The organism is Streptomyces sp. NPDC029296, from assembly GCF_055569255.1.
In genome coordinates, this window is record NZ_JBVHXT010000011.1 from 91711 (window position 1) to 104471 (window position 12761).

Annotated in this window: 15 protein-coding genes; 5 read left to right on the plus strand and 10 right to left on the minus strand. The window is 66.4% G+C overall.

Going from position 1 to position 12761, the window contains the following annotated elements:
- Window positions 1–52 precede the first annotated feature (52 nt).
- Together phoP and phoR are read right to left on the minus strand one after the other, a co-directional pair.
- On the minus strand, window positions 53–724 hold the full coding sequence (gene phoP, locus ACZ4W9_RS12330; RefSeq protein ID WP_465195177.1) for a two-component system response regulator PhoP: 672 nt from the start codon (window positions 722–724) through the stop codon (window positions 53–55).
- A gap of 5 nt (window positions 725–729) precedes the next feature.
- Window positions 730–2031, minus strand: a complete 1302-nt coding sequence (phoR, locus tag ACZ4W9_RS12335) for a two-component system sensor histidine kinase PhoR (RefSeq protein WP_467935062.1) — start codon at window positions 2029–2031, stop codon at window positions 730–732.
- A 238-nt stretch (window positions 2032–2269) separates the two neighbouring features.
- Between phoR and phoU the strand changes: the two genes are divergently transcribed.
- From phoU to ACZ4W9_RS12350, 3 genes are all read left to right on the plus strand, one after another.
- The gene (phoU, locus tag ACZ4W9_RS12340; RefSeq protein WP_467935063.1) at window positions 2270–2959 is read left to right on the plus strand and encodes a phosphate signaling complex protein PhoU; all 690 of its coding nucleotides are present in this window, start codon (window positions 2270–2272) and stop codon (window positions 2957–2959) included.
- 260 nt (window positions 2960–3219) lie between these two features.
- The gene (locus tag ACZ4W9_RS12345) at window positions 3220–3378 is read left to right on the plus strand and encodes a hypothetical protein (RefSeq protein WP_467935064.1); all 159 of its coding nucleotides are present in this window, start codon (window positions 3220–3222) and stop codon (window positions 3376–3378) included.
- 124 nt (window positions 3379–3502) lie between these two features.
- Complete coding sequence (locus ACZ4W9_RS12350) at window positions 3503–3751, plus strand: SCO4226 family nickel-binding protein (RefSeq protein ID WP_467935066.1); 249 nt, start codon at window positions 3503–3505, stop codon at window positions 3749–3751.
- Between the two features lie 18 nt (window positions 3752–3769).
- Here ACZ4W9_RS12350 and ACZ4W9_RS12355 read toward each other — a convergent pair whose 3' ends face one another.
- Complete coding sequence (locus ACZ4W9_RS12355) at window positions 3770–4216, minus strand: nuclear transport factor 2 family protein (RefSeq protein WP_467935067.1); 447 nt, start codon at window positions 4214–4216, stop codon at window positions 3770–3772.
- Between the two features lie 221 nt (window positions 4217–4437).
- Window positions 4438–5532: a DUF1152 domain-containing protein gene (locus ACZ4W9_RS12360; RefSeq protein WP_467935068.1), complete on the minus strand. Its 1095-nt coding sequence runs from the start codon at window positions 5530–5532 to the stop codon at window positions 4438–4440.
- 469 nt (window positions 5533–6001) lie between these two features.
- On the opposite strand from ACZ4W9_RS12360, the gene ACZ4W9_RS12365 reads away from it, so the two are divergent.
- Window positions 6002–6499 carry a hypothetical protein gene (locus ACZ4W9_RS12365; protein WP_467935069.1) on the plus strand — a complete coding sequence of 166 codons (498 nt, stop codon included), beginning with the start codon at window positions 6002–6004 and terminating at the stop codon, window positions 6497–6499.
- Between the two features lie 114 nt (window positions 6500–6613).
- On the opposite strand, the gene ACZ4W9_RS12370 is transcribed toward ACZ4W9_RS12365, so the two are convergent.
- The 5 genes from ACZ4W9_RS12370 to ACZ4W9_RS12390 form a co-directional block, all read right to left on the minus strand.
- Window positions 6614–7525: a hypothetical protein gene (locus tag ACZ4W9_RS12370; protein ID WP_467935071.1), complete on the minus strand. Its 912-nt coding sequence runs from the start codon at window positions 7523–7525 to the stop codon at window positions 6614–6616.
- A gap of 17 nt (window positions 7526–7542) precedes the next feature.
- Window positions 7543–8973 (minus strand): AAA family ATPase, encoded by a 1431-nt coding sequence (locus tag ACZ4W9_RS12375; protein ID WP_467935072.1) that lies wholly within the window; start codon window positions 8971–8973, stop codon window positions 7543–7545.
- Between the two features lie 285 nt (window positions 8974–9258).
- Window positions 9259–9636, minus strand: coding sequence for a hypothetical protein (locus tag ACZ4W9_RS12380; protein ID WP_467935187.1), 378 nt, complete (start codon window positions 9634–9636; stop codon window positions 9259–9261).
- 32 nt (window positions 9637–9668) lie between these two features.
- Window positions 9669–9875, minus strand: coding sequence for a hypothetical protein (locus tag ACZ4W9_RS12385; protein WP_467935073.1), 207 nt, complete (start codon window positions 9873–9875; stop codon window positions 9669–9671).
- A gap of 153 nt (window positions 9876–10028) precedes the next feature.
- Window positions 10029–11213, minus strand: coding sequence for a helix-turn-helix domain-containing protein (locus tag ACZ4W9_RS12390; RefSeq protein ID WP_467935074.1), 1185 nt, complete (start codon window positions 11211–11213; stop codon window positions 10029–10031).
- Between the two features lie 131 nt (window positions 11214–11344).
- Between ACZ4W9_RS12390 and ACZ4W9_RS12395 the strand changes: the two genes are divergently transcribed.
- A complete protein-coding gene (locus tag ACZ4W9_RS12395) occupies window positions 11345–11905 on the plus strand; it encodes a flavoprotein (protein WP_467935076.1) in 561 nt (186 codons plus the stop codon).
- Window positions 11906–11965: 60 nt separating this feature from the next.
- Here the strand turns inward: ACZ4W9_RS12395 and ACZ4W9_RS12400 are convergent, their stop codons facing one another.
- A complete protein-coding gene (locus tag ACZ4W9_RS12400; RefSeq protein WP_467935077.1) occupies window positions 11966–12727 on the minus strand; it encodes a phosphoglyceromutase in 762 nt (253 codons plus the stop codon).
- Between the last annotated feature and the right edge of the window lie 34 nt (window positions 12728–12761).

The following is a 12761-nucleotide window of genomic DNA, read 5'->3' on the forward strand; positions in this document are numbered from 1 at the left end:
GGCACCCCGCGCGGGGTGCCGCCCTCCGTCACACGTGCGGACCGGCCGCGGCCTACGGCTCGAACTTGTAGCCCAGCCCGCGCACCGTCACCAGGTAGCGCGGCGCGCCCGGGTCCGGCTCGATCTTGGCGCGCAGGCGCTTGACGTGGACGTCCAGGGTCTTGGTGTCGCCCACGTAGTCGGCGCCCCAGACACGGTCGATGAGCTGCATGCGGGTGAGCACCCGGCCCGCGTTGCGCAGCAGCATCTCCAGCAGGTCGAACTCCTTCAGCGGGAGGTCGACCTTGGAGCCGGCGACGGTGACCACGTGGCGGTCGACGTCCATGCGGACCGGGCCCGCCTCCAGCGCGGCCGGGGCGACCTCCTCCGGCTCGCCGCGCCGGCGCAGCACCGCGCGGATGCGGGCGACCAGCTCCCGGGAGGAGAACGGCTTGGTGACGTAGTCGTCGGCTCCTATTTCAAGACCGACGACCTTGTCGATCTCGCTGTCCTTCGCGGTCACCATGATCACGGGGACGTTGGAGCGGCCGCGCAGCTGGCGGCAGACCTCGGTGCCGGGCAGGCCCGGCAGCATCAGGTCGAGGAGGACCAGATCGGCGCCGTTGCGCTCGAACTCGTCCAGTCCGTCGGGACCGGTCGCCGCGACGGCGACCTCGAAGCCCTCCTTGCGGAGCATGTACGACAGGGCGTCGGAGAAGGACTCCTCGTCCTCGACGACGAGCACACGGGTCACGGAAGGACCTCCGGGGCGGGAAGCGAAGCGTACGGGGATGAGTCGGTGGTTCCGGCCTCGTCGTCGAGGCCGGGGTGCTGCTGTGCGCGGTCGCGGGCCGCGCCCGCCTCCGGCAGCCTGAGGGTGAAGGTGGAGCCCTGGCCCTCGGCGCTCCAGACCGTGACCTCCCCGCCGTGCGAGGCGACCACGTGCTTGACGATCGCGAGACCGAGACCGGTGCCGCCGGTGGCGCGGGAGCGGGCCGGGTCCACGCGGTAGAAGCGCTCGAAGATGCGCTCCTTGTCCTTGTCGGAGATGCCGATGCCCTGGTCGGTGACGGCCAGTTCGATCATGTCACCGCCGGGCGCGGAGATCCGGCGGGCCGCGATGCCGACGCGGGTGCGGGCCGGGGAGTAGTTGACGGCGTTCTCGACCAGGTTGCCGAGGGCGGCGGCCAGCTGTCCGCGGTTGCCCCACACGTGCAGGTCGGCGGTACCGCCCTCCCGTCGCCCGCCACCACCCTGATCGGGCCCTTCGGGCGCCCATATATTCGTGGCCATGGTGATCTGCTTGGTGCCCGCCTGGTGGCGGCAGCGGTCGATGGCCTCGGCGACCAGCTCGTCCACCCGGACGGGCTCGGCGTCCTCCAGCGGGTCGTCGTTCTGCACCCGGGAGAGGTCGATCAGCTCCTGGACCAGGTTGGTCAGGCGGGTCGCCTCGATCTGCATCCGGCCGGCGAAGCGCTGTACGGCCTCGGGGTCGTCGGAGGCGTCCATGACAGCCTCCGAGAGGAGGGAGAGCGCGCCGACGGGCGTCTTCAGCTCATGGCTGACGTTCGCCACGAAGTCGCGTCGTACCGCCTCGATTCTGCGGGCTTCCGTCAGGTCCTCGACCAGCAGCAGGACCAGGCGGGAGCCGAGCGGGGCCACCCGCGCCGAGACCGCGAGGGCCTCGCCGCGTCCGGTGCCGCGCCGGGGGAGATCCAGTTCGACCTGGCGTATCTCCCCGTCCCTGCGGGTGTCCCGGGCCATCTGGAGCATGGGCTCCACGGAGAGCTTGCCGCCGCGCACCAGCCCGAGGGCGTAGGCGGCGGAGCTGGCCTTGACGACGGCGTCGGCCTCGTCGAGGACCACGGCGGAGGAGCGCAGCACCGACAAGACGGTGTCCACGCCGGGCGGGAGTACGGGATCGGTGTGCAAGGAAGTCCTGGTCGGTCGCTTCTGGTCGCGTTCGCTCCAGCGGAACGCCAGCATGGCGATGACACCGGTGAGCACCCCGGCGATCGCTGCCGCTGCGGCGACCGCCGCGTTCACGTCCATGTCTCAAGGTTAGGCATGGGGTACGACATGCCCACAGCCGTCCAGGTGCGACCTCGAACACTCGTCGCCCAGAGTTCACCTTGGAGCCAGCACCGGTTCATTTGGGGTGGCGGAAACAGACGCGTACGGGGCACAGCGTGGAACGTGGGGCACGTACCGCCGGTTTCGCCAGGGGGCGCACGTGTGATGTGACGGCCCCCGACACTCCCGGACGACGACGCACGAGAGGGAACCCACCATGCGGGACGCGTACCACGAGGAACTGGACTCGATCGGCGACGGACTGGTGGAGATGGCCCGGCTGGTCGGGTCGGCCATCGGGCGCGCCACGACCGCCATGCTCGACGCCGACCTGAAGCTGGCCGAGAGCGTGATCGAGGCCGACAAGAAGGTGGACGAGCTCCAGCACGACCTGGAGGCCCGGGCGATAGCCCTGCTCGCCCGGCAGCAGCCGGTGGCCACGGATCTGCGGATAGTCGTCACGTCGCTGCGGATGTCCGCCGACCTGGAGCGCTCCGGCGACCTCGCCCAGCACGTGGCGAAGCTGGCCCGCCTGCGCTTCCCGGAGCGCGCGGTCCCGCAGGACCTGCACGCCACCATCCTGGAGATGGGCCAGCTCGCCCAGCGCCTGATGGCGAAGGCGGCGGAGGTCATCGTCACGAAGGACGTCGATCTCGCCCTCCAGCTGGAGCAGGACGACGACGAGATGGACCTGCTGCACCGCACCCTCTTCCAGCACCTCATCGACGACCGCTGGAAGCACGGCATCGAGACGGCGGTCGACGTCACGCTGCTGGGCCGCTACTACGAGCGGTACGCGGATCACGCGGTGGCCGTCGCCAAGCGGGTGGTGTACCTGGTGACCGGCGAGCACGCGGACGAGCTGCAGCCGGACATCCAGGGGGTGGCGGGGGTGGAGGGGGCGTAGCCCTCCGGGGGCTCGCGGGTCGTTCGCCGTAGCGTTGAGTCACCGTGGTCGTTGTCTGGCCGGCCCTGACAGCCGGAGCTGGAGCGGCCGGAGGGCTGGAGCGGCCGGAGGGCTGGAGCGGCCGGAGGGCTGGAGCGGCCGGACGTCTCAGGCGGCCCATGCCCGGTGGCCGAACGCCTCCGTGCGCCGTTGATGCGCCCGGCCGAATGGGCATGAAATGGGCGAGGGCATCCCTGCCCCGAGGTATTAGGAGGGGACCCATGGCCGAATCCCTTGGCAGCACCACGCCCGACCCCACGCAGGAGCGCGAGACCGAGCAGCCCGCCGAGATCAGGAGCCTTCCCCTGTTCGGCGCGTGCGGCTGCGGCTCGGGCTGCGGCTGTGGGTGCCAGTCGGGCAACCCCTGCCAGTGCGGCTGAACGACGACCGGGGCCGGTGCGAACACGCTTCGCGCCGGCCCTCCGCCGCTCCGGGCGCCCTCCCCGCCGGCGGGGCGCAGCATGGACGTAGGGGAAGCGCCCAGCCGGAAGGAGGCGCGGGACCATGGCCAGGTTCATGGACATCCACCGCGGCATGCAGGGCATCACGGCCGACCAGCTGATGGCGGCGCACCAGGCCGACCTCGCGATCGAGCAGGACGAGTCGGTCCACTTCGAACACGCCTGGGCGGACCCGGACTCCGGCACGGTCTACTGCTTCTCCGAGGCCCCGTCGGCGGAGGCGGTCCAACGCGTCCACGAACGCGCGGGGCACCGGGCGGACGAGGTACATCCGATCCCGCTACAGATCTGACCCCGACGTTTTCGCTGCTCAGGGGGCGCATGCCTCGGCGATGGACAAGCTGTTCTCGTAGAGGTGATGCCGGACGATCCGCCCGTCCTCCACGGTGAGCCGCAGCGCGAAGGGCCCCTCGAAGGACTTGCCCGTGGCGCGGACGGTCCCCGCCACGTGCCCCGTCAGCACCGCGTCGGCACCATCGACAAGGAAGGCATCGACCGAGGCACGCGCATCCTCGGGCACGGTGTGCTCCATCAACTCCGCGAACTGAGCGGCACACTCGGCGCCGGTGCGCCTCGGCCGGATCCAGGGGACGCCCGGGTTCTCGGCGAGCATCCAGTCGACCTCATCGGCGAAGATCTCCACGAGCCGCCTGGTGTCCCCGGCCAGGCGGGCCGCGAGGAACTCGTTCACGACGGCGCGGGTGGTCTCGCCGACGGCATCTGAACTCGCCGCGATGACACTGGACCTGTCGGACATAAAGCTCTCCTCACGACTGCGGGGCCGGCTCTCGGCGGGGTTTCCGTCGATGGGCTTGACCCTGCCAGGGGAGGAAGGGGCGGGTCGATTACCCACCAGGTAATGGGCAGCCGACTGCGGCAGGACGATCACGTACGTCTTCTCGGAGGCTGGCGGTGTATATGCCGTGCGGCCCGGGGAGGCGGAGCGAGCCACCTTCATTCCGTGCAGGAGGCCGTTGCTCAAGCGGTAGTCGCGACGCGCCAAAGAGGCGCGTCGTACTGCTCCGGGTGACTGCTGACGAGCAACTGGCGCAGGGCGAGGCTCTGAGAGCCGCCGAGGTTCAGCACCTCGGTGATGCGGCGGAATGTCGTGTGGGTGGCTCCGCGGCGGCGGGCCTCGGCCTGGAACACGGTGAGGCGATGAAGCACGGATTTGGCGTCGAGCTCTGTCGGTTGCTGGTCGTTCAGTCGCGTCGTCTTGTCGCGCTCGTAGTCGATCTCCGAAAAGCCGCAGATCTCGCGGCTGCGCGCCTCGGCCTGGTCCAGCGTGGTGGTTGCCATGAGGGCACGCGCCAGCCTGTTGCGGCTCAGGGCTTCTTCCAAGTCGACCTCGTGAACCCTCGGTGCCTCGTCGGTGAGAGGCACGGGGAGGCCGGCGTCTCGGATCTCACAGATGCCTCGCACTCCTCGGGCAGTCGCGGCGAGCATGGCCGTGGCCTCGGAGGGGTGCCACTCCAGGACCGCGCTGATCGGTTCCACGTCCTTCGCCGTGAGCGTGTGTGCGACGGGACTGAGCAGTGGGTGTACGTCGTCCAGGGGCAGTTCGCCGTCCAGGCCGGGACCCGCGATCAGGAGGCGGACGGGTGCGTTGACCTGGGAGGTGGCGGCCAGGGTGAGGGCGTCGGCCAGTGGGCTCTTCAGCGTCGGCTCGTCACCTTGCGCGAGGATGTCGCCGCCCACGTCCAGAAGGTCGATCGACTCCGGTTCCAGGTGACTGACCAACTCCTCCAACTGGCGCGTGATGCCTTCGGCACCCTTGTGCGGGTCGAGCAGGGCGAAGGTGTGCGGGAGCGCGGCAGCGAGGTGCGGGAGAGTGGAACCCGCCGGTGCGACCGGGCAGGCCTCGGCCGGCACCGCTGTGACGGTCGGAGTGATCGAGCGGAGGCCGGTGAAGTCGCCGGCACCTCGTGGACCCGGCACTGGATCGATGAGCAGGCGGTCCCAGGCATACGTGAGGATCAGAGCGGGGACCTCGTCGCCGTACAGGGCGGCATGCAGCATGGCGGCTGCGACCGCGTCGCCCCCTCCCCCGGCCGCGATGATCAACCGCTTCATGCTATCCAGCGTACGAGTTCGACGTTCGCCTTCTAACGGAGCGATGCCTCGCACACCGTCCCGGAATGTGCACCGCGCCCGGCGCTGGTTCCAGATATTCACCGCTCCGTACGAACCGACCTGCTCGACCGACGCATGCGCACTGATGGCCTCCGGGCTGATGACCAATGCCGATCCTGTACGGCCGCTCGGACGACCCATGGCTGGTCCGGGTGGGGTGGTTCCGCGAGGGAGTGATGTTTCGAGTCGACGTTCACAACCCCATTTCCCGTGCACGTATGCCTCCGCCACCCTGATGCGGACGAGGCGCATGGTGGGGCCTGCACCTGGTCGAGGCCATCACCCACTCATGGCGCTCAGGAACGAGCCACTACGGCGGTACCGTCGTGCCGTTCGTAATGGCCGATGCTTGGCCCGACTGACGCCCTGACAACGACAGTTGTCGATCCCGAAGAGGGGAGCCACGACCGTGACGACCATCGCGGTGACCGGGCACATGGATCTCGCCGAGGACACCGTCCCCGTGGTCCGTGCCGCACTGGACGACCTGCTCAAGCCGTACACCGCCAGCGGTGATCTCGTCGGGGTCTCCTGCATCGCCAAGGGCGCCGACTCCCTGTTCGCCGAGGCAGTCCTCGCCGCCGGCGGACGACTCGCCGTCGTCATCCCCTCACAGGACTACCGCCTCAAGAAGGTCAAGGCCGACCACGCAGCCCTCTTCGACCGGCTCACCGAAGCGGCCGACGAGGTGCTGGTCCTCCCCCATGACACCGCCGACCGACGGGCGCACGAGGCCGCCAACGCCGTACTCCTCCAGCGCGCCGACCGGCTGGTGGCCGTCTGGGACGGGGCGCCGCCCGGCGGCAAGGGGGGCGGCACCGCCGACACGGTGAGGGAAGCGCGGGCCGCGGGCATCCCCGTGGATGTCATCTGGCCGGACGGGGCAGCCCGTCGGAGTAGGGAGTGACGACTCCGGTCATGCAGTGAACTCCGGGATCAGATTTTACCTATGGGCCAGCACGTGACGTCGACCCATGCGCCGCGTTCGGCGGTGTTCGTCGTGCCCTTGCAGAGCGTGATTTCAGGGATTATCACAGAGAAACGCGGTGAGGTCTCGAAACAATGCCGCGTCGGCCAGCTCTGATATTTCAGCACTTGCAAGAAGAGCCAGTTCTAGAGTGGGTGCGTATGCTAGGTTGCGCCGTTCTTCCCTGAAAATTTGGGGATGGTTGCTATGTAGATATCTGACAAGGACGGCACAGTAATCATGGCCATGTATGTAGTGACGCACGTCGACATCAGGGAGAAGATGAAGGGACTCGTACTCCTCCAGCAGGTGATCTATTTTACCTTGGACAGATTTTTGCAAAGCATCTTTTGGGTCAAAAGTACTGATACCGCCGACCTTGACCTTTAGCTTGTCAATTATGCTGGCAGCAAGCTTCGGCGTCGGCTCTGGCAAACCGCGAAGAACGGCACGAATGCGAAAAAGTGCCGTGAGTATAGGGGTTATGTCTGCCAGAATTTCCGAGGCAATTACGGATTGCGGCGCACGCAACGCAACGGCGAGTATTTTACGCAGAGACTTATCGTTGAAGAAATAGAGTTCCATTGAGGTGAAGTCCGTGAAGAACAATGCGTTCACTGCAGGACAAGAATCCAACCCGATCGCGCTGTAGTCTCGGTCGGCAACAAAAGCGCCGGACTGCTGCTCTGGGAACATGGAAGCGACCACCTGAGCGGTTGCCACTACCCTGCCTCGATTACCGGAATTATGCCCCATGGACTGCACACGGTCATTCTCAATGAGGACTCTATCTTGAACAGCGTAGAACTTCACGTCTACATCAGGATTCGTCATGGCGAAGTACCAGCGCAGTAGGCCTGCGTCGGCACGCCCCTCTACAATTACCTCCTTAATTTCGGGCTCGAGGTCAAAAAGGACAGCCAACTCTTCCGGAGTGCGGCGATTTTCATCAATTTCCTGGCTCATGGTTCCCCCCAGTTTTCTCAGTTCGACGACAAACGGGCCAACGCTTCGCGGTTCTCAGTGATGACCTCGACGGAGTGAGTGGCCACCACAAACTGCATGCCGCTTCCCTCGGTGCACGCGAGCAGCGCGGACATTAGCTTCCGTTGCCATTTCACATTGAGACTGAGCTCAGGTTCGTCGATCAAGAACAGCTTTGTGTTTTGCCTGGCCAAGGTCGTATTTGTCAACAAAAGGAGAATCTGGCGCTCGCCGGATGACAGCTGGAAAGGAGATAGCTTCGCTCCGTCCGACCCCATGGCTGTCACTCGGATTCCTGTAGACATGTCGAAGAATAGCCTTTTAGTTTTCAGGAAACCGTTAGCTTGCTCGACAAATGTGCGAATCATTCTCTCTGTGTCTTCCAGGGCGTCGAGCCTAGCCTCTTGGGCTTCGAGGTAAGGAAAGATAACCTCTTCTGCCACAGCCGCTCTCTGTGGTGATATACCTTTGAGAATGCTAACGAATGGCTGTGACCGCAGCGCTGGCATCAACTCGAACTCGCTGTACCGCTGCGTCCTTATCGCGACCCTGTTTAGCCGTTCCAACAGCTGCCCGGTATCGGGAGCCTCGTCATTCTCATCTAGATCCCTATTTGCAACTCTTTTCAAGATGTCAAGGTAAATCTTATTTGTGTCACGAGACCCCGTTTGACTTCCGGCATATGCCCATTGTTGCATCTGGGCGTGAAATCTTTTCATGGCAGAATCGAGCTCTTTACCCAACGCGGATTTAGTATCGTTCGGTCCCTCGTCTTGTGGCTCGGGTCGACGCTTTCTTACTCCATGAACGTTTCCGATGTCATCACCATAGATTTGGCGATCATCTGCAAGGAAGTAAGGATTTGCGTTGAGATGTGTCAGGTACTCGACGTAAGTGTCCACCCCTTCATCGCCGAAAAGAAGCATTTGGTCTGATCCCATCGTGTAGCGCGCGGCGGTACGCGAACGGGACAGAAATTCTCGCTGGTAGTGAATTTCCAGCTCGTGACGCAGTGACTTACTGCGGTTTTCTCCTTCTTGGACGGCAACGGCGGTCCCGTCAGAGAGTCGAACGTACGTCTGTCGAACTTCGACGCCTTCTCCCTCTACTGTGACTTCATAATCTCCAGTAAGCTCCTGCTTTTTTGTGACAGTGATCAAATGCCCATTGTTGAGCTGAATCGACAATGTTCCGAATGGGCAATTCGCGAGATAGGAGCGGTGCTGCCTTTCTCGCGATGCACTAAGAGTATTCCAGAGGAGATTTAGGATTGTGGTTTTTCCGGTTCCGTTGTCACCGTATAGAAGTGTGAGGCGTCGATTGGGTGACGCCTCGGGCTTACTGCCCATCTCAATCACGTGGTTGAACTGACCAAATAGCTCCGTGATCACGACCGACTTGATCAATTGAGTGGCAATCGGGCTGCCCACGAGGTCCCCCCTAGGGTTCAGGTGCTCGCAGAGTACCTAGAGTTGCCGGCCAGTCGCTGGCTTTCGCAGTGTTGAAGGTAGCCGAACAGGGTTCGAGGGCCGTGGAGTCGACCACCCCAGCCACGGCGTACCCTCTCTCTGACGGCAAGCGGCTGATTGCTGTGCGCGGCACGGGCGCCGGCCGGGCTGGAGCGGAGCGGATGCAGGAGCGCAGGCCCGGCCGGGGCCCGGGCCGCGCGCGGTGAGCGGAGCGAGCCGCCTTGAACCAGTAGAGAAACTTGTAACTCACCCTCCCGAGCGGGGCGTGAAATCGTGCGCGCATGCCGGGAGTTCAGCGCCCTCGCGGTGTGCGAGAGGCAGGAAGAGTACGGGGCGGATCGTCCAGGTGATGCGGGTGCCGGCGTGGGTCAATGACACCGTGCACGGCTCGGCCCGCAGTAGGGCTCGTCTCGTGTCGATGCGGCCGTTGTACATCCACTCCCATGCTTCCGTGGACGCGTCCGAGTCCAGTGCTGGGGAGATCGTCTGGAGAGCGACCGCTACCCAACGGTCCGCCTGAGGGGCGGAGTGGGCGTCGAACGACGCCACCAGCGTCGGCGGGGTCTCCTCGGTCAGGTTCTCCGTCCAGCACTCGCACCAGAAGCCATACCGTTTCCCGTTCATCGGCGTCGGGATGCCGTTCTGTACGGCGCGAGTCACCGGACGACCGTCCCTCCGCACCGGCACCTCGGGCACTCGCAGGGCGGAAAGGCGTTGGTGAACGGGGGTGGTTCGTCGAGCGGTGGGACGGTCACCGTGCCGCATTCCTGGGTCACGGCGCCGTAGCGGTTCACTCGGTAGACCGTGATGGTCATCTTGGCGGTCGGCGGATCGTCCTGGGGCAGGGATGTAGCGTTCGTCATGTCGACGCTCCTTCGCAGCGTTGGCCGGCCCCGGGGTCGTTGGCGCGGCCGCCGGGGCGCATCTCGCCCTCTCGTCATCGGCTGCCGTGACGAGCGGTGAGTAAAGGGTGACAAGCCGCCGGGAGAGGAACGCTCACAGTTTTGTGAGCGGGGCTACAGGCCGACCCAGGCCGCCATGTGGTTGAGCGTCTCCGGTGTGCGGCGGGAGTGGTGCACCAGACCGGTGATCGCTTCCCGGGCGGCCGGGTGGTAGCGGGTCTGTTCGGGGGCCAGGCGGCGAGCCTCTACGAGGGACTTCAACGCCGCTTCCGTGCGCCCGGTCTCCATCTCCGCACGGGCCCGTTCGATCAGGAAGTGGGCTCGGCGGGAAGCGGGGAGTCCGGAAGGCAGTTGGATGTCCCGCGCCTGCTTCAGGGCATCGTCGTACTGGCACATCTCCACGGCGGCGGACATCCTGTGCAGGGCGACGTTGGCCGGACCGAAGCTGAGCCAGTGCACGTCGGAGGCGTCGCCGAGGTGCCGCGCGATCCGGTGGGCCTCGCCGACGTGCCGCTCGACGGACGACCGCTGCTCGGCGCGGGCGGCGATGACGGCACCGCCGAGGTGCAACTGCCCGGCGACGGCGAGCGCTTCCCGTGAAGCGCCGGTCTGTGCGATCACGTCGTGCCCGGCGGTGATGAGGCGTTGTCCGATCCGGTACTCGCCCTCGCGGAAGTAGACCAGGGCCCGCATGTACTGCCGTACGGCGGCCAGACACGGGTCGGACGCGCGCTGTGCCGCCCAGTCCATGCGGTCCAGGGCGACTGTGGACAGGTCGTAGTAGCCGAGCTTCACGCTGATGTCGTGCGCCGTGCGGTAAGCGGAGGACAGCGCCTGCCACAGCTCGGTGGACGGGGTCGACCACGCCGTGTGGGTCAGCTCCGTGATGAGGCCCGGGAGATCGCGGGCCGCGCCGCGCAGGCGGGTCGCCCGCACCTCGGCGCAGAGGCGGTCGGCCTCGGCGATGAGCTGTCGCGCCGGCCGGGGCGTCAGGTCGGGGTCGGGGCCGAGGTCGTACAGGTCCAGGGATTCACGGATCGGCCGGACCAGTTCCGCGAGGCGGTCGCGCTGGAGTTCGGTGACGTAGGGCTGCCCGGTCAGGACGGTCACGTCGATGCCGAGGGTCCTGGCGCAGGCGGCGACGAAGGCGGCGGTGGCCGGGCGGGCCCCGCACTCGACCTGGTTGAGGTAGCTGTAGGAGTAGGGGAGCCGTTCCGCCAGTTGCCGTTGCGTGAGCCTGGCCAGTCTGCGCTGTTCCCTGATGCGTGCGCCCGTGTGGTCGTCGTCCCGAGTCGGCATGCCGCCTCCGTTCTGAGCACCCACGGCAACCGTACTGGGGGAGGCGTACGGGTACGGGGTTTCTGTTCCTCGTCACCCATGAGGGCAGTGGTGGCCGTGATGGCGGCGGCCGCGTGTGATCGGATGAACGTATGACGACAACTCGCCCTGTCCTCTACCTGTTCGGCTCCGCCGCCCCACCGGTGTTCGACGTGGGCGAAGTCGTCGCGGATGCACGGGGTCGGGGGTTCGACGTGTGTCTCGGGCTGACTCCGACCGCGGCACGCTGGCTGGAGCCGCAGAGGGCCGAACTGGAGCGGGTCACCGGGCACCCCGTGCGCAGCGCGTACAAGCTGCCGGGCGAGCCGGACGTGTGGCCGAAGGCGGACGTGATCGCGGTCGCGCCGGCGACGTTCAACACCGTCAACGCATGGGCGCTCGGCATCACGCGGGACTTCGTGGTCGGCGTCGCCGCCGAAGGGATCGGCAAGGGCATCCCCATGGTCGCGATGCCCTGCGTGAACGCGGCCTACGCGCGGCACCGGCAGTTCGGACGGAGCATCGCGGAACTGCGTGGGATGGGTGTCCGGGTCCTGTACGGCGACGACGGAGACGACGGATTCGTCCCCAACCAACCGGGCGAGGGCAAGCCGGAGGAGTACCCGTGGCACCTGTTGCTCGGCGCGGTCGAGGAGATCATCGTGGCTCGGTAGGCAGCGGAAAGCCCCCTCCCCGCGGAGAAACCGCAGGCAGAGGGCCCTCTGAAGTTCTGCTTACTTCTTCTTGCCCTGGTTCTTGACCGCCTCGATGGCCGCCGCGGCCGCCTCGGGGTCCAGGTACGTGCCGCCCGGGGTGACCGGGTTGAAGTCGGCGTCCAGGTCGTAGGCCAGCGGGATGCCCGTCGGGATGTTCAGGCCCGCGATGTCGGCGTCGGAGATGCCGTCCAGGTGCTTGACCAGGGCGCGCAGGCTGTTGCCGTGGGCGGCGACCAGGACCGTGCGGCCGGTCAGGAGGTCGGGGACGATGGCGTCGTACCAGTAGGGGAGCATCCGGACGACGACGTCCTTCAGGCACTCCGTGCGCGGGCGCAGCTCCGGCGGGATCGTCGCGTAGCGCGCGTCGTGGGCCTGGGAGAACTCGGAGTCGTCGGACAGCGGCGGGGGCGGGGTGTCGTAGGAGCGGCGCCAGAGCATGAACTGCTCCTCGCCGAACTCGGCGAGCGTCGCCGCCTTGTCCTTGCCCTGGAGGGCGCCGTAGTGGCGCTCGTTCAGGCGCCAGGAGCGGTGGACCGGGATCCAGTGGCGGTCCGCGGCCTCCAGCGCCAGCTGGGCCGTGCGGATCGCGCGCTTCTGGAGGGACGTGTGGACCACGTCGGGCAGGAGACCGGCGTCCTTGAGGAGCTCGCCGCCGCGGACTGCCTCCTTCTCGCCCTTCTCGTTCAGGTTGACGTCCACCCAGCCGGTGAACAGGTTCTTCGCGTTCCACTCGCTCTCGCCGTGGCGGAGGAGGATCAGCTTGTACGGTGCGTCGGCCATGGTCCTGAGCCTACCTAAGGAAAATCCCGGATGG

Excerpts from the sequence above, each read along its gene's own strand:
- phoR (WP_467935062.1), bottom strand. The coding sequence starts at position 2,031 with ATGGACGTGAACGCGGCGGTCGCCGCAGCGGCAGCGATCGCCGGGGTG.
- phoU (WP_467935063.1), top strand. The coding sequence starts at position 2,270 with ATGCGGGACGCGTACCACGAGGAACTGGACTCGATCGGCGACGGACTG.
- ACZ4W9_RS12345 (WP_467935064.1), top strand. The coding sequence starts at position 3,220 with ATGGCCGAATCCCTTGGCAGCACCACGCCCGACCCCACGCAGGAGCGC.
- ACZ4W9_RS12350 (WP_467935066.1), top strand. The coding sequence starts at position 3,503 with ATGGCCAGGTTCATGGACATCCACCGCGGCATGCAGGGCATCACGGCC.
- ACZ4W9_RS12355 (WP_467935067.1), bottom strand. The coding sequence starts at position 4,216 with ATGTCCGACAGGTCCAGTGTCATCGCGGCGAGTTCAGATGCCGTCGGC.
- ACZ4W9_RS12360 (WP_467935068.1), bottom strand. The coding sequence starts at position 5,532 with ATGAAGCGGTTGATCATCGCGGCCGGGGGAGGGGGCGACGCGGTCGCA.
- ACZ4W9_RS12370 (WP_467935071.1), bottom strand. The coding sequence starts at position 7,525 with ATGAGCCAGGAAATTGATGAAAATCGCCGCACTCCGGAAGAGTTGGCT.
- ACZ4W9_RS12380 (WP_467935187.1), bottom strand. The coding sequence starts at position 9,636 with ATGAACGGGAAACGGTATGGCTTCTGGTGCGAGTGCTGGACGGAGAAC.
- ACZ4W9_RS12385 (WP_467935073.1), bottom strand. The coding sequence starts at position 9,875 with ATGACGAACGCTACATCCCTGCCCCAGGACGATCCGCCGACCGCCAAG.
- ACZ4W9_RS12390 (WP_467935074.1), bottom strand. The coding sequence starts at position 11,213 with ATGCCGACTCGGGACGACGACCACACGGGCGCACGCATCAGGGAACAG.
- ACZ4W9_RS12395 (WP_467935076.1), top strand. The coding sequence starts at position 11,345 with ATGACGACAACTCGCCCTGTCCTCTACCTGTTCGGCTCCGCCGCCCCA.
- ACZ4W9_RS12400 (WP_467935077.1), bottom strand. The coding sequence starts at position 12,727 with ATGGCCGACGCACCGTACAAGCTGATCCTCCTCCGCCACGGCGAGAGC.